15 protein-coding genes are annotated in these 15,206 nt (G+C 72.9%); 7 read left to right on the top strand and 8 right to left on the bottom strand.

Translation table 11 applies throughout. The features are described 5' to 3' along the window. Positions 1 to 26: 26 nt before the first annotated feature. On the bottom strand, positions 27 to 758 hold the full coding sequence (locus tag ACFWBD_RS16690; protein ID WP_385667417.1) for a VIT1/CCC1 transporter family protein: 732 nt from the start codon (positions 756 to 758) through the stop codon (positions 27 to 29). A 293-nt stretch (positions 759 to 1,051) separates the two neighbouring features. Between ACFWBD_RS16690 and ACFWBD_RS16685 the strand changes: the two genes are divergently transcribed. Genes ACFWBD_RS16685 through ACFWBD_RS16655 form a run of 7 tightly spaced genes read left to right on the top strand, consistent with a single transcriptional unit; the run spans position 1,052 to position 8,983 of the window. Continuing rightward, the gene (locus ACFWBD_RS16685; RefSeq protein WP_385667315.1) at positions 1,052 to 2,179 is read left to right on the top strand and encodes an ADP-ribosylglycohydrolase family protein; all 1,128 of its coding nucleotides are present in this window, start codon (positions 1,052 to 1,054) and stop codon (positions 2,177 to 2,179) included. Positions 2,180 to 2,205: 26 nt separating this feature from the next. Continuing rightward, on the top strand, positions 2,206 to 3,489 hold the full coding sequence (locus ACFWBD_RS16680) for an ADP-ribosylglycohydrolase family protein (protein WP_385667416.1): 1,284 nt from the start codon (positions 2,206 to 2,208) through the stop codon (positions 3,487 to 3,489). Positions 3,490 to 3,497: 8 nt separating this feature from the next. Then, positions 3,498 to 4,673, top strand: coding sequence for an ADP-ribosylglycohydrolase family protein (locus tag ACFWBD_RS16675; protein ID WP_385667314.1), 1,176 nt, complete (start codon positions 3,498 to 3,500; stop codon positions 4,671 to 4,673). After that, on the top strand, positions 4,661 to 6,040 hold the full coding sequence (locus ACFWBD_RS16670) for an ADP-ribosylglycohydrolase family protein (protein WP_385667313.1): 1,380 nt from the start codon (positions 4,661 to 4,663) through the stop codon (positions 6,038 to 6,040). The genes ACFWBD_RS16675 and ACFWBD_RS16670 overlap by 13 nt, the downstream gene beginning before the upstream one ends. Continuing rightward, positions 6,037 to 6,930 carry a ribokinase gene (gene rbsK / locus ACFWBD_RS16665; RefSeq protein ID WP_385667312.1) on the top strand — a complete coding sequence of 298 codons (894 nt, stop codon included), beginning with the start codon at positions 6,037 to 6,039 and terminating at the stop codon, positions 6,928 to 6,930. The genes ACFWBD_RS16670 and rbsK overlap by 4 nt, the downstream gene beginning before the upstream one ends. After that, positions 6,927 to 8,153, top strand: coding sequence for a CaiB/BaiF CoA transferase family protein (locus tag ACFWBD_RS16660; protein ID WP_385667311.1), 1,227 nt, complete (start codon positions 6,927 to 6,929; stop codon positions 8,151 to 8,153). Before rbsK ends, ACFWBD_RS16660 begins: the two co-directional genes overlap by 4 nt. After that, positions 8,150 to 8,983, top strand: a complete 834-nt coding sequence (locus ACFWBD_RS16655; RefSeq protein WP_385667310.1) for an HpcH/HpaI aldolase/citrate lyase family protein — start codon at positions 8,150 to 8,152, stop codon at positions 8,981 to 8,983. Before ACFWBD_RS16660 ends, ACFWBD_RS16655 begins: the two co-directional genes overlap by 4 nt. A gap of 79 nt (positions 8,984 to 9,062) precedes the next feature. On the opposite strand, the gene lgt is transcribed toward ACFWBD_RS16655, so the two are convergent. The 7 genes from lgt to ACFWBD_RS16620 all read right to left on the bottom strand — a co-directional run bounded on the left by lgt (position 9,063) and on the right by ACFWBD_RS16620 (position 15,150). Then, the gene (gene lgt, locus ACFWBD_RS16650; RefSeq protein ID WP_385667309.1) at positions 9,063 to 10,307 is read right to left on the bottom strand and encodes a prolipoprotein diacylglyceryl transferase; all 1,245 of its coding nucleotides are present in this window, start codon (positions 10,305 to 10,307) and stop codon (positions 9,063 to 9,065) included. A gap of 94 nt (positions 10,308 to 10,401) precedes the next feature. Beyond that, positions 10,402 to 11,178 (bottom strand): thioredoxin domain-containing protein, encoded by a 777-nt coding sequence (locus ACFWBD_RS16645; protein ID WP_385667308.1) that lies wholly within the window; start codon positions 11,176 to 11,178, stop codon positions 10,402 to 10,404. A 104-nt stretch (positions 11,179 to 11,282) separates the two neighbouring features. Then, positions 11,283 to 12,101 carry a tryptophan synthase subunit alpha gene (gene trpA / locus ACFWBD_RS16640; RefSeq protein ID WP_385667307.1) on the bottom strand — a complete coding sequence of 273 codons (819 nt, stop codon included), beginning with the start codon at positions 12,099 to 12,101 and terminating at the stop codon, positions 11,283 to 11,285. Continuing rightward, entirely contained in the window at positions 12,098 to 13,381 is a 1,284-nt protein-coding gene (gene trpB / locus ACFWBD_RS16635; RefSeq protein ID WP_385667306.1) for a tryptophan synthase subunit beta, read from the bottom strand. The genes trpA and trpB overlap by 4 nt, the downstream gene beginning before the upstream one ends. Before the next feature lie 57 nt (positions 13,382 to 13,438). Continuing rightward, a complete protein-coding gene (gene trpM, locus ACFWBD_RS16630; RefSeq protein ID WP_385667415.1) occupies positions 13,439 to 13,633 on the bottom strand; it encodes a tryptophan biosynthesis modulator TrpM in 195 nt (64 codons plus the stop codon). A gap of 43 nt (positions 13,634 to 13,676) precedes the next feature. Continuing rightward, the gene (gene trpC / locus ACFWBD_RS16625) at positions 13,677 to 14,486 is read right to left on the bottom strand and encodes an indole-3-glycerol phosphate synthase TrpC (protein ID WP_385667305.1); all 810 of its coding nucleotides are present in this window, start codon (positions 14,484 to 14,486) and stop codon (positions 13,677 to 13,679) included. 205 nt (positions 14,487 to 14,691) lie between these two features. Continuing rightward, a complete protein-coding gene (locus ACFWBD_RS16620) occupies positions 14,692 to 15,150 on the bottom strand; it encodes a DUF2752 domain-containing protein (RefSeq protein WP_385667414.1) in 459 nt (152 codons plus the stop codon). Positions 15,151 to 15,206: the final 56 nt, after the last annotated feature.

Genomic DNA, 15,206 nt, shown 5'->3' with positions numbered 1-15,206 from the left:
GGCCCATCGCATAAGTACCATCCGGACTATCCTACGGCCGTTCCGAACCAGCTGCCCAGGGCGTACGTCACACCGGCCGCCGCGCCACCGAGGGCGAGCTGCCGCAGCCCGCTGTACCACCAGGTGCGCGCGGTCACCCGGGCCACCACGGCCCCGCAGCCGAACAGCCCGAACAGCGCGAGCAGCACGGCCGGCCAGAGCGAGGCGGCGCCCAGCAGATAAGGGAGTACGGGCAGCAGCGCGCCCAGCGCGAACGCGCCGAAGCTCGACCCGGCGGCGATCAGCGGCGAGGGCAGATCGGAGGGATCGATGCCCAGCTCCTCGCGGGCGTGGATCTCCAGGGCCTGCTCGGGATCGCGCGACAGCTGCTGGGCGACCCGCCGGGCCAGCTCGGGCTCGACCCCCCGGGACTCGTACAGCGCGGCGAGCTCGGCCTCCTCGTCCTTGGGGTGCTTTCTCAACTCCCGGCGCTCTACCTCGAGTTCGGCCTCGACGAGCTCGCGCTGCGAGGCGACGGAGGTGTACTCGCCTGCGGCCATGGAGAAGGCGCCCGCGGCGAGACCGGCGAGTCCGGTGATGACGACGGTCTGGTGACCCACCGAGCCGCCGGCGACACCGGTCATCAGGGCGAGGTTGGAGACCAGGCCGTCCATCGCGCCGAAGACGGCGGGCCGCAGCCAGCCGCCGTTGACGTCCCGGTGGGTGTGGTTGTCGCGATGCGCCTCGTGCAGTGCGGCTTCGTTGTCGATGATGGCCACGAGATCCCCCACAGGGTGTTCCGGAGAGCCCCAGCAAGGTGAGGCAAAGCTAAGTCTGGACTGGTTCCACTTTTTGACAACACCAAATATATGCCGGGGGATTCCCGCCCGCCAGGAAGGAAAGGCTGAGCTAACCTGCGGTTTTACCCTCGAATGCTCATACGATCAGGAGTCTGCACAGATGTCGACCGGGTGACATGGGAGGCTCCGAGGCTGAGGTCAACCGCCGATGGTGGGACACATCCGCAAAGTGCTCCGCGCCCCGTGCGGAGCCTCTTGAGGAGAGGCCTCGTATGGCATCGATCGCCTGCATCCCCTCGGTCCCGGCGCCGGGGGACGCCGCCGCACTGCGCGAGCGGGCCCGTGGCGCCCTGCTCGGCCTGGCCGTGGGAGACGCCCTGGGAGCCCCCGCGGAGAACATGAAGCCCTCCGAGATCCGCGCCCGCTGGGGCCGCATCACGGGGTACGTCGCCGACCGGCCGGCCGGCACCGACGACACCGAGTACGCGATCTTCTCGGGCCTGCTGCTGGCCCGCCACGGCTCCGCACTCACCCCGGCCCATGTCGAGGCGGCCTGGCACCAGTGGATCGCCGACCTCGACGAGGGCCCCTTCCGCGGCGCCGGCTTCAGCGAACGCGGCACCCTGGAGAACCTCCGCCGAGGCCTGGCGGCGCCGATCTCGGCGCAGCACCGGCACGCCTGGAGCGACGGCCTGGCGATGCGCGCGGCCCCCTTCGGCGTCTTCGCCGCGGGCCGCCCGGCGGAAGCGGCCCGCCTGGTCGCGATCGACGGCGCGGTGAGTCACGACGGCGAGGGCATCTACGGCGGCCAGGCGGTCGCGGCGGGAGTGGCGGCGGCGATGGCGGGAGCGCCGGCGGTCTCGGTGGTCGCCTCCGCCCTGGCCGTGGTCCCCGAGGACTCCTGGACGGCGCGTTCCCTGCGCCGGGCGGTGGCGGTGGCCCACCGGGGCGAACGGGCGGTCCGCTCCGCCGTCGTCGTCGGCGGCTACCCCTGGACCGACCTCGCCCCCGAGGCCGTCGCCCTCGCCTTCGGCGCCTACGCGGCCGCCGACGGCGACTTCCGCGAAGCCGTCCTGACGGCGGTGAACATGGGCCGCGACGCGGACACGACGGCCGCGGTGGCGGGCGCCCTGGCCGGTGCGACGCAGGGCGTGTCGGCGATCCCTGCGGAGTGGGCGGCGGCGATCGGCCCGGCCCGGGGAAGCTGCCTGCCGTCCATGGCGGGCCACCACGTGCTGGACGTGGCGGAGTTGCTGGTGCCGGGCGAGGGCGGCAAGTGGGGCGAGGGCATGGTCGTGGAGGAACTCGTGCCGAACCTGATGGGCCTCGCCCGGTTCCCCCTGCCGGACCCGACCGCCTTCACCCTGGCGGCGAACGACGGCGCGGAGGTACGACCGTGAGACCACCCGGACCACTGGACGAGGGAATGACGGCCGGAACGCTCACGGCGGCCCCGGACGAACTCGCGGCCGCCGACGGCGAGGACACCCGCCAGGGGCCACCCGCACCCGACCGCGAAAGCCGCACGGGCCGTACGTGCGGGACCGGAAGGGCCGAAGGTGCGGCCGAGGCCGTCGAGAACGCCCGCCCGGCGAGGGCGCGCCGCATCGAGGGCCTCCTGCTCGGCCTCGCCGCGGGCGACGCCGCCGGCTGGCCCGCCGCCCGCCACCGAGCCGCCCGTATGCCGGAGTGGACCCGCCGGCTGACCCGCGAACTCGACACCTTCGCCGAGCACAACGCGACGACGACCCTCCCCGTCCCCATCGCCCTCAACCAACCCCCCGAGCCCCTCCGCCTCGGCCCCTCCGACGACGCCGAGTGGGCGGCCTTCGCGGCCGAGGCGGTGCTGCGGGCCGGGGACGACGCCGCCCTCGGCGACCTCAGCCGGGAACGCCGGATGCGCGCCGCCATCGACCTCACCTGGAACGCCGTCGCCTGCGAGGTCGCGGCGGCCGCCGACCGCGCGCCCGAGGTCGAGTCCGCCGTCCTCCCCCTGCGCGCCCGGATCTCCGTCCGCGCCGGCCTCGGCAACCTCGCCGCCGGTCTGCGGCCGCCCGCCACCGGCCACGACAACCCCCACTACTTCGACGACGCGGCCTGCGTACGCGCCTGCGTCCTGGCCGTGGCCCACCCCGGCGACCCCCGACTCGCCGCCGGACTAGCCGAGTTCGACGCCCGCTACACCCAGGACGGCGACGGCGTGCACGGCGCACGCGCGATGGCGGCGGCCCTCGCGCTGGCCCTCGTCGGCGCGGACCCCGAGGCCTGCGTGGCGGCGGCGCTCGCCGAACTCCCCGAGCACACCGAGATCGGCCGCAACGCCCGGCACGCCCTCGCGCTGGCCCATGGCGCCGACAGCGCCTTCGCGCTCATCCCCCTCCTGGAGCACCAGATCGTCGACCACGTCTACAGCTACGGCATCGCGGCGGCGGAGACGGTCCCGGTGGCCCTGGCACTGGTGACGGCGTCCGGCGGCCGTATCGGCGAAGCGGTGCCGGCGGCGGCCTGTCTCTCCCGGGTCGCGGACTCGGCCCCGGCCCTGGCGGGCGCGCTGACCGGCGCGTTGGGCGGCGGCGCCACCATCCCCGACTCCTGGCGGGACAGCTGCCGCGTCCTCTCGGGCTGTGTGCTGCCCCGGCTCACCGGCACCGACCTGGTGGAACTCGCCGAACTCCTGGAAACCACGCAACCGGCACCTCCAGGAGGATGATTCGGTGCATGACGCCCAAAGCACAAGAAAGCCACGGCGGAACCCTGGAAGACCGCATCACCGCCGCCCTCGTCGGGGCGGCCGTCGGCGACGCGCTCGGCGGCCCCGTCGAGGGCTACTCCCCCGAGCAGATCCTCCAGCGCCACGGCAGCCGGGTCCACGGCGTCGTCGGTCCCTGGAGCGGCGACGACTGGCGCACCGCCCGCCCCATCGCCCCGTACCACAAGGGCGACGGCCACGTCACCGACGACACCTTGATGACCCACGCGCTGATCAGGGTCTACGCCACGGTCCGCGATCACCTGGACGCCTACGCGATCGCCGACCACCTGGTCCCGGACCTGTTGACGACACCCCGCTGGATCCCGGAGCTGGAGGCGGAGGCACTCCCCCTCCAGCGAATCTTCCTGGCGGAGAAATGGCTGGTGGCAAGGCTCCACTACGGCCATGTGGACCCGCGCGAGGCAGGCGTCGGCAACATCGTCAACTGCGGTGCGGCGATGTACATGGCCCCGGTGGGACTGGTCAACGCGGCCAACCCTGCGGGCGCGTACGCCGAGGCGCTGGACATCGCCGGCGCCCACCAGTCGTCGTACGGCCGTGAGGCGGCGGGAGTCTTCGCGGCGGCGGTGGCGGCCGCGTGCACGCCGGGCGCGACGGCGGACTCCGTCGTCGCGGCCTGTCTGGCCCTGGCGCGGGACGGAACCCGCACGGCGATCGAGAAGGTGTGCGAAGCGGCGGCCCGGCACACCGACTTCGAGTCGGCGCTGGCGCCGCTGCGGGAAGCGGTGACGCCGTACGACACCGTCGGCCCCGACTACCGCCGGCCCTCCCTGGCCGCCCGCCGCCCGTCCCGCCTGCACGCCATCGAGGAACTCCCCGTCGCCCTGGGCATGTTGCTGGTGGCCGACGGCGACTACCGGCAGGCGGTCCTCGGCGCGGTCAACTACGGCCGCGACTGCGATTCGATCGCGACGATGGCGGGAGCGGTGGCCGGCGCCCTCGGCTCGCCGGTCCCCGACGAGTGGTCGAAGCAGGTCGCCGAGGCCAGCCGTCTCGACCTCTGGCAGCCCGCGGCGATGCTCACCGAGGTCACCCGGGAGATCTTCGACCGCGACATCCACCACCGCCGCACACACGAGTCGGCGTTCTCCGCGATCGGAGGCCCGCGATGCTCCGGCTGACCTGGGTCCAGCCCGAGGACCTCCTCGGCCACGAACTGCGCCAGGCGGCGCAGGACGGCCGGGAACCGTGGGCGATCGCCGCACGCTGGAAAGCGGCCGGCGGCTGCGAGGCCCCGCCCCGGGCCGGCGCGTCCCCTCAGCGCGCCTCGCGCTATCTGCGCCTCCTCGCGGAGGACCTCTTGGACGAACTGGCCGACCTGCCCAGCAGGTTGACGGAGCACGAGCCGACCGGACTGGAGAGGATCAGGGCCCTGTGCCCGCAGTGGCCGAGCCGACCGGCCGGCGCGCGTGCGCAGGCCCCCACCCCGGCCGGCCTGGAAGCGGCCTGGCTGGGCCGGGCCGCCGGCTGTCTCCTGGGCAAACCGGTGGAGAAACTCCCCCTGGACGCCGTCCGCCAACTCGCCCGGTCCACCGGCAACTGGCCCCTCACCGGCTACTTCACCGCCCGCGGAGTCCCCGAGCCGCTCCTCGAGGCGCACCCCTGGAACCGCCGCTCGGCGACCACCTCCCTCGCCGAGAACATCGACGGCATGCCCGAGGACGACGACCTCAACTACCCGCTCCTCAACCTCCTCCTGCTCCAACGCCACGGCAGGGACTTCACCACCACGGACGTGGCCCGGCTCTGGCTGGACGAACTCCCGGCGGGCCGCACCTTCACCGCCGAACGCCTCGCCCTGCGCAACCTCCTCGCCGGCATCGAACCTCCGCTCACCGCCCGCCACCGCAACCCCTTCCGCGAGTGGATCGGCGCCCTCATCCGCGCCGACGTCCACGGCTGGACCAACCCCGGGAACCCGGCCGCCGCCGCCGAGCAGGCCCACCGCGACGCCACCCTCACGCACACCGCCAACGGCGTCTACGCGGCGATGTTCACGGCGGCCACCATCGCCGCCGCCGCGACCGGCACCCAGGACGTCCACGCCTGTCTGCGCACCGGTCTGACCGTCGTCCCGCCCCGCTCCCGCCTCGCGCAGGCCGTCACGCACGCCGTCCGGCTCGCCGGAGAACACCCCGACTTCGACACCGTGGTCGACGAACTCCACACAGCCCACAAGGCGCACCACTGGGTCCACGCCGTCCCCAACACCGCCCTGATCGCCGCCGCCCTCACCCACGCGGACGGCGACTTCACCGGCTCCGTCGGCCGTGCCGTGTCCGGCGGCCTGGACACCGATTCGGCCGGCGCGACGGCCGGTGGGATCGCCGCCCTGCTCACCGGCGACCCGGCCGCCCTGCCCGACCACTGGACGGCTCCCCTCAAGAACCGCCTGGCCACCTCCGTCGCCGACCTCAACGGCGTCGGCTTCGACACCCTGGCCCACCTCACCTGGTCCCTCATCCCCCGGGAGGCTTCCCAGCCATGACCGACATCGTCGTGCTCGGCAGCACGAACATGGACCTCGTCGCCTACGTCGAGAAGCCCCCGCAGCGCGGGGAGACCGTGACGGGACGGGAGTTCCGTACGATCCCCGGCGGCAAGGGCGCCAACCAGGCGGTCGCCGCCGCCCGCGCGGGCGCCACCGTGTCGATGATCGGCGCCGTCGGCAACGACGCCTTCGGCACCCGGCTGCGCTCCACCCTGGAGCACTCCGGCGTGAACACCGACCATCTGCGCACCGTCGAGAGCCCCTCCGGCACCGCGCACATCGTCGTGGACGACGAGGGCGGCAACGCGATCGTGGTCGTCCCCGGCGCGAACGGCACCGTCGACCACCTCGTCCCCGGCGACGAGGTCCTCATCTCCTCCGCCGACGCGCTCCTGCTCCAGCTCGAAGTCCCCCTCGCCGCCGTCGTCGCGAGCGCCCGGGCGGCCCGCGCCCACGGCGTCCGGACGATCCTCACCCCGGCCCCCGCCCAGCCGCTCCCGCCCGAACTCCTCGCCGTCACCGACCTGTTGGTCCCCAACGAGCACGAGGCGGCCACGCTCACCGGCCGCACCGACCCGCGCGAGGCGGCCACCGCCCTGCTGGACAGCGTCCCGGAGGTGGTCATCACGCTCGGCTCGTCCGGCAGCCTGTACGCGGCCCGGGGAGCGCAACCGCTGACCGTGCCCGCCCCGCGCGTCACCGCCGTCGACTCGACCGGCGCGGGCGACACCTTCGTCGGCGCCCTCGCGGTCGCGCTCGGCGAGGGGCAGCCCGTACGGGAGGCGCTGGCCTGGGCGTCCGCGGCGGCGGCCCTGTCGGTCCAACGGCCGGGCGCCTCCGCCTCCATGCCCTACCGCTCCGAGATCGAGACGCAGTACGCGTCATGACCGAGCAGACGAAAACGACCGAGCGGGCGACCGAGCGGACCACTCCCCTGCACGGTGTCCGCGTCCTCGACCTGGCCACCCTCTTCGCCGGCCCCCTCGCCGCCACCATGCTCGGCGACTTCGGCGCGGAGGTCATCAAGGTCGAGCACCCCACCCAGCCGGACCCCTCCCGGGGCCACGGCCCGTCGAAGGACGGCGTGGGCCTGTGGTGGAAGCTCCTCGGCCGCAACAAGCGCACCATCACCCTCGACCTCTCCAGGCCCGGCGGCCGCGCCACACTGCTGCGCCTCGCCGCCACCGCCGACGTGATCATCGAGAACTTCCGCCCCGGCACGCTGGAGAAGTGGGACCTCGGCTGGGACGCGCTGTCGGCGGCCAACCCCCGCCTGGTCCTCACCCGGGTCACCGCCTTCGGCCAGTTCGGCCCCTACGCGCACCGCCCCGGCTTCGGCACCCTCGCCGAGGCGATGAGCGGGTTCGCGGCGATCACCGGCGAACCGGACGCGTCCCCGACGCTCCCGCCCTTCGGCCTGGCCGACTCGATCGCCGGTCTGGCCACCGCCTACGCCGTCATGACCGCGCTCGCCGCCCGCGACCGCACCGGCGAGGGACAGGTCGTCGACATGGCGATCATCGAACCCATCCTCACCGTCCTCGGCCCCCAGCCGCTCTGGTACGACCAGCTGGGATACGTCCAGGCCCGCACCGGCAACCGGTCCGCCAACAACGCACCGCGCAACACCTACCGCACGGCCGACGGGAACTGGGTCGCCGTCTCGACGTCGGCCCAGTCGATCGCGGAGCGCGTGATGCGCCTGGTCGGCCGCCCCGACCTGATCGACGAACCCTGGTTCGCGACCGGCGCCGACCGGGCCGCCCACGCCGACCTGCTCGACGACGCGGTCGGCAGCTGGATCGCCGCCCGCAGCCGCACCGACGTCCTGGCCGCCTTCGAGAAGGCGGAGGCGGCGATCGCCCCGATCCAGGACGTACGGGACGTGATGGAGGACCCCCAGTACCAGGCCCTCGACACGATCACCGCCGTCGAGGACCCGGAACTGGGCCGGATCCGCATGCAGAACGTTCTCTTCCGGCTCTCCTCGACCCCCGGCGCGATCCGCTGGACCGGCCGCCCGCACGGCGCAGACACAGAGGAGGTTCTCACCGAACTGGGCCTGACCACCGCCGAGCTGACGTCCCTCCGCGAGGCGGGCGCCCTATGAAGAAAACCCCTCTGACCTGGCTCTATGTCCCAGGTGACCGACCGGAAACCGTCACCAAGGCCCTCGCCTGCGGCGCCGACGTCGTCATCGTCGACCTCGAGGACGCGGTCGCCCCGGACCGCAAGGAGTACGCCCGCACGGCCACCGCCGAACGCCTCCGCGAGCCCCAGCCGGTCCCGGTCCACGTCCGGGTCAACGCCCTGGACAGCCCCTTCGCCGCGGCGGACCTCCGCACGCTGGCCGCCCTGCCCGGGGTCTCCGCCCTGCGCCTGCCGAAAGTGACGTCCCCGCACCAGATCACCCGCGTCGCCGAGACCGTGCCGCCCGCGGACCGTGGAGCCACCCCCCTCCACGCCCTCCTGGAATCAGCCCTCGGCATCGAACACGCCTACGCCATCGCCTGCGCCCACCCCTCGCTGCGCGGCATCGCCCTCGGCGAGGCGGACCTGCGCGCCGACCTGGGCGTCCGGGACGACGCGGGCCTCGACTGGTCCCGCGCCCGTGTCGTGGTCGCCGCCCGGGCCGCGGGTCTGGCGCCGCCACCCCAGTCGGTGCACCCCGACATCCGCGACCTGGAGGGCCTGGCCACCAGCTGCGCCCACGGTCGCACCCTCGGCTTCCTCGGCCGCGCCGCCATCCACCCCCGCCAGCTCCCGATCATCGAACGGGCCTATCTGCCCACCCAGCACGAGCTGGAGGAGGCCGAGACGATCGTGAAGGCGGCGGCCACCGAGCAGGGCGCCCAGGCCCTGCCGGACGGCCGTTTCATCGACGCGGCGGTGGTGGCGATGGCCCAACGCACCCTGTCCCTGGCAGCCCGCGGGGACTGAACCCTGCCCCGGCACGCACAGACGACGAGGGCGCCCGGCAGACCCCGGGCGCCCTCGTCGTCGTACGAACGACCAGCCGTCAGCTCTTCTTACCGGCCGACTCGGCCCCGTCCTTGACCTCGTCCTTCGCTTCGGCCGCGTCCTCGGCCTGCACCGCGGCGGACTTCCCGGCCTCACCCTTCGCGCCCGCATCAGCCTTGCCGTCAGAGGAACCCCTGATGTCAGCGGCCCCCTTGGCATCGGCAGAAACCTTGGTGCCTGCGGAGGGCTTGATGCCGGCAGAAACCTTGGCGCCGGCGGGGAGCTTGGCGTCAGAGTCGGCCTTGGCGTCCGCCTCGTCCTTCGCTTCGGCGTCGGTTCCGGCCTTGCCTTCGCCGTCACCCTTGGCATCGGTCTTCGCGTCGGCGCCGGCCTCAGCCTCGTCCTTGGCCTCAGCCTCGTCCTTGGCCTCGGCACCGTCCTTCGACCTGCCCTCGCCGTCGGCTTCCGTCCCACCGCCGGAGGCTCCCGCACCCGGCTCGACCACCACTTCGCGCCCCGGCCGCTTCTTCGCCGAGATCACCATGTAGGTCACCGCGAGCAGGAACACGACCAGCGCGGTCCAGTCGTTCAGCCGCAGGCCCAGGATGTGGTGGGCGTCGTCGACCCGCATGTACTCGATCCACGCACGGCCCACGCAGTACGCGGCGACGTACAGCGCGAAGGCGCGCCCGTGCCCGAGCTTGAAGCGGCGGTCGGCCCAGATGACGAGGAGGGCGACACCGATGCACCACAGCGACTCGTACAGGAACGTCGGGTGGTAGTAGCCGGGCACCCGGCCGTCCGCCGAGGACGTGATGTGCAGCGCCCAGGGGAGGTCGGTCTGCTTGCCGTACAGCTCCTGGTTGAACCAGTTGCCCCAGCGGCCGATCGCCTGGGCGAGGGCGATACCGGGCGCGATGGCGTCGGCGTACGCGGGCAGCGGGATACCCCGGCGGCGACAGCCGATCCACGCGCCCACCGCGCCGAGCGCGATCGCGCCCCAGATACCGAGGCCGCCCTCCCAGACCTTGAAGGCGTCCACCCAGTCACGGCCCTCGCTGAAGTACAGCTCGTAGTCCGTGATCACGTGGTAGAGCCGGCCGCCGACCAGGCCGAAGGGCACTGCCCAGACGGAGATGTCGGCCACCGTGCCGGCCTGCCCGCCGCGGGCGACCCAGCGCCTGTTGCCGAGCCAGACCGCGACGAAGACGCCGATGATGATGCAGAACGCGTAGCCGCGCAGCGGAACGGGGCCGAGATACAGCACCCCGTGCGACGGGCTGGGAATGTAGGCAAGTTCCATGGCAGGGTCGACGCTACCGTGCCGGACCGGGCCGACGACGGGCAGCCCGGCTACGGCTCCATAACGGGCGGGTGTGCAGGGGTCTCACCCCTGGTCACCCTTTGTCGGCATCCTCCACCATCTGCTTCAGCTTGGCCGGCGTCATCGACTGGTCGGCGTAGATGTTCTTGCCGTTGAACAGCACCGTCGGGGTGCCGCCGAAGTGGCCGTTCTGGAAGGCCTGGTTGGACTTCTCGACCCAGCTGTTGTGCGTGCCGTCCTCGACACAGGTACGGAACGCGGGCGTGTCGAGGCCGTCGACCTTGGCGGCGAGCCCGATGAGCTTGCTGTTCTCGGCGAAGGCGTCGTCCGTCTCCTCCGGCTGGTTCTCGTACAGCACGTCGTGGTACGCGGGAAACTTCCCGGCATCCTGCGCGCAGGCCGCCGCGTTGGCCGCGTTACGGGAGCCGCTGCCGCCCATGTTGCCGTCGATGAGCGTGGCCAGGTGGTACTCGACCCTGAGCTTCCCGGCGTCCGTCAGCTCGTGGATCGTGGGACGGTACGCCGTCTCGAAGGCCTTGCAGGCCGGGCAGCGGAAGTCCTCCCACACGGTGAGCGTGGACTTGGCGCTGTCCTTGCCGACGGGGATCGCGAGCGCGTCCTCGCCCTGCGCCCCCGAGGGCGCCACGACCGGGCCCGCCTTGTCGCTGCTGTCGTCCTTGCCGGAGTTCGCCGCGACGACCCCGATCACCGCCGCCAGACCGAGGACGCAGACGACGCTCGACGCGACGATCAGCGTCCGCCGTCGCCGCTCCACGGCCTTCTGTTTCTCTCGCTCGTCCGCCAGCCGCTCCCTGGCAGTGCGCTTTCCCGCACGATTCTTCTCGCTCACACCCCCAGAACGAACCGGGGAGGCGCATTGCGCCTCCCCGACCCCAGGTCCACCCGTTCGAGTGACCCGGCGATATGTCCCGCTCTGTTGCACCGGTCCCCGGGTTACGCCTGTCGGCGCACACCCTTCGCCAGCTCGCCCGCGAGCTCGCGGACCGCCTCGAAACCGGCCGCGTCGTCCGGCGCGTCCAGCATCCGCTTGACGAAGGCCGAGCCGACGATCACGCCGTCGGCGAAGCCGGCCACCTCGGCGGCCTGCGTGGCGTCGGAGACGCCGAGGCCGACACAGACGGGCAGGCCGGTGCCGGTGGCACGGGTCCGCTCGACCAGGTCCTGGGCCTGCGCGCCCACCGACGCACGGGTGCCGGTGACCCCCATCAGCGAGGCGGCGTAGACGAAGCCGCTGCCCGCCTCGGTGATCTGCGCGAGCCGCGCGTCCTTGCTGCTCGGCGCCACGACGAAGATCGTCGCGAGGCCGTGCTTCTGGGCGTGTTCCCTCCACAGCACCGACTCCTGGACCGGCAGATCGGGCAGGATGCAGCCCGCGCCGCCCGCCTCGGCCAGCTCGGCGGTGAAGCGCTCGACACCGTAGCGGTCGATCGGGTTCCAGTAGGTCATGACGAGGATCGGCTTCCCGGTGGCCTCGAAGGCCTCCCGGACCGTCCGCATGACGTCCGCGATCCGCACCCCGCCGCGCAGGGCGATGTCGTCGGCGGTCTGGATGACCGGGCCGTCGAGGACGGGGTCGCTGTGCGGCAGACCGACCTCGACGACGTCCGCGCCACCGTCGATGACGGCCTTGACGGCCTCGATGCCGCCGTCCACGGTCGGGAACCCGGCCGGGAGGTAGGCGATGAGCGCGGCGCGGCCCTCCGCCTTGGCGTCGGCGAGGGTGTCCGACAGCAACCGCATGTTCCCGCTCACTTGGCGTCCCCCTCGATCTCGGCGGTGTCGGCCGCGTTGGCGGCGACCTCGGCGTCGGTTTCGTACAGGCCGAAGTAGCGGGCGGCCGTGTCCATGTCCTTGTCGCCGCGGCCGGACAGGTTGACGACGATCAGCCCGTCCTTGCCGAGCTCCTTGCCGACCTCCAGGGCCCCGGCCAGCGCGTGCGCGCTCTCGATGGCCGGGATGATGCCCTCGGTGCGCGACAGCAGACGCAGCGCCTGCATGGCCGCGTCGTCGGTGACCGCGCGGTACTCGCCGCGGCCGCTGTCCTTGAGGTAGGAGTGCTCGGGGCCGATGCCCGGGTAGTCCAGACCCGCCGAGATGGAGTACGGCTCGGTGATCTGGCCCTCGTCGTCCTGGAGGACGTAGGAGCGCGAGCCGTGCAGGATGCCGGGCTCGCCCGCGGTGAGGGTCGCCGCGTGCTCGCCGGTCTCGATGCCGTGACCGGCCGGCTCGCAGCCGACGAGCCGGACGCCGGCGTCCGGGATGAAGGCGTGGAAGAGGCCGATGGCGTTGGAGCCGCCGCCGACACAGGCGACCGCCGCGTCGGGGAGGCGGCCGGCGCGCTCCAGGATCTGGCGGCGGGCCTCGACGCCGATGACGCGGTGGAAGTCGCGCACCATCGCCGGGAAGGGGTGCGGTCCGGCGACCGTGCCGAACAGGTAGTGGGTGCGGTCGACGTTGGCGACCCAGTCGCGGAAGGCCTCGTTGATGGCGTCCTTCAGCGTGCGGCTGCCGGACTTCACGGCCACGACCTCGGCGCCCAGCATGCGCATGCGCGCCACGTTGAGTGCCTGGCGCTGCGTGTCGATCTCGCCCATGTAGATGGTGCACTCGAGCCCGAAGAGGGCGCAGGCGGTGGCCGTCGCCACGCCGTGCTGGCCGGCCCCGGTCTCGGCGATCACGCGGGTCTTGCCCATGCGCCGGGTGAGCAGCGCCTGCCCGAGCACGTTGTTGATCTTGTGGGAGCCGGTGTGGTTGAGGTCCTCGCGCTTGAGGAACACGCGCGCGCCGCCGGCGTGCTCGGCGAACCTCGGCACCTCGGTGAGGGAGCTGGGCCGGCCGGTGTAGTGCACGAGCAGGTCGTCGAGCTCGCGGGCGAACTCCGGGTCGTGCTTCGCCTTGTCGTACTCGACGGCGACCTCGTCCACGGCGGCGACGAGGGCCTCCGGGATGAACTTGCCGCCGAACGCGCCGAAGTAGCCTTCAGCGCTGGGGACTTGACCCTCGGGGTCGGGAATGAAGAACTCGCTGGGCATGCGGAAACCTCACGGTGAGTGTGTGTTGGGCACTGGTCGCCGTGGGGGCAGGGATTATCAGTTGACTGCGGGACCTCTGTGACTGGTCGCGCAGTTCCCCGCGCCCCTGACGGGGCGCTGCCATCGCATGCCGTTCACCTGGCCGGGTTCGTCTCCGATGACGTACCGCACGCGCCGGCCGTGCACCCGGCGGGCGGGCGCGCGGCAGCCACGGGGGCGGCAGCCGCGCGCGAGGCGGGCGTACCTGTCCATGGCGGTCGTCGTGAGTGTCATCGGGGTCGATCCTACCGGGAGGTCAGCCGCGGCCGTGCCGGAGTGCGGGGTGCTCGCCCGCCGCCACCAGATCGGCCACCGCCGTCTTCGGGTCGCGGCCCGTCACCAGGGACTCGCCGACCAGGACCGCGTCGGCGCCGGCGTTGGCGTACGCGATGAGGTCGTGCGGGCCCCGGACGCCGGACTCGGCGACGCTGACGACGTGGGACGGGATCTCGGGCGCGATGCGCTCGAAGGTGCCCCGGTCGACCTCGAGGGTCTTCAGGTTGCGCGCGTTGACGCCGATCACCTTGGCGCCCGCGTCGACCGCGCGCTCCACCTCGTCCTCGTCGTGTACCTCGACGAGCGGGGTGAGGCCGATGGAGACGGCTCGCTCGATCAGCGACTCGAGGGCCGACTGCTCGAGGGCGGCCACGATCAGCAGCGCGAGGTCGGCGCCGTACGCGCGGGCCTCCCACAGCTGGTACGAGGTGACGATGAAGTCCTTGCGCAGCACGGGGATGTCGACCCGCGCGCGGACCGCCTCGAGGTCGGCGAGGGAGCCGCCGAAGCGGCGCTGTTCGGTGAGGACGGAGATGACGGCCGCGCCGCCCGCCTCGTAGTCCGCGGCCAGTCCGGCCGGATCGGCGATCGCGGCCAGCGCGCCCTTGGACGGGCTGGAGCGCTTGACCTCGCAGATGACCTTGACGCCGTCGCCCCGGAGCGCGGCCACCCCGTCCTTGGCGGCGGGGGCATTCGCCGCGCGCTCCTTGAGCTCGTCGAGGCTGACGCGCGCCTGCCGCTCCGCGAGGTCGGCACGGACTCCGTCGATGATCTCGTCGAGCACACTCACGCGAGCGGCCCCCTTCCAGCGGTTGAGAGACGGTTGGCAGTTCCAGCGACCACCGGTCACCAGGAGAAAAAAGGTGGTCACTGCGATGGTATCCGGAGGAAGGCGAAGGCCTCACATCCGGTTGACGGCGGTCCCTCCCCCGCCCTCGAACAAGCTTCGCATGCTCGGGCGGGAGGTGCCCCCATACTGGACGTTCACCCGTTGATCAAGGATGCAGCCAGCCACCGTACGGCAGGTTCCGGACAACCGTGAAGACCAGCAGGAACGCGCCCAGCGTCCACAGCTGCGCCGGGCCGGGCTCCATGCGCGCGGGGCGTCCGCGCACCACACGGACCACCCAGACGGTCCACACCACCGCGAAGACCGGGTAGCCGACGACCGCCAGTGCGTTGTCGTGCAGGGCGGTGGCGAAGTCCCCGTGCACGAAGGCGTGCGCGCTGCGCAGGCCCCCGCAGCCCGGGCAGTACAGGCCCGTGATGCGCAGCAGGGGGCAGACCGGGTAGTGGCCGGGCTCGTTGGGGTCGACGGTCCCGACGTACGCGAAGGCCCCGGCGACGGCCGTGAGGATCCCGGCGGGCACCGCGAGTCGTCCGAGCACGGTTCCCGGGGGTGTCCGGGGCGTCCGGGGTGTCACCCGCTGACTGTCGGCGTTCACGCCTCGCATTGTGCCCCGCCGGGGCGTGCCACGCGCGCGTGAGGGGCGGCCGGTGTGCACCGGCC

It is taken from the genome of Streptomyces sp. NPDC060002, assembly GCF_042737245.1.
Lineage (GTDB): Bacteria > Actinomycetota > Actinomycetes > Streptomycetales > Streptomycetaceae > Streptomyces.
The sequence above is the reverse complement of the archived record's forward strand: the minus strand, read 5'-3'. Positions and strand labels throughout refer to the sequence as shown.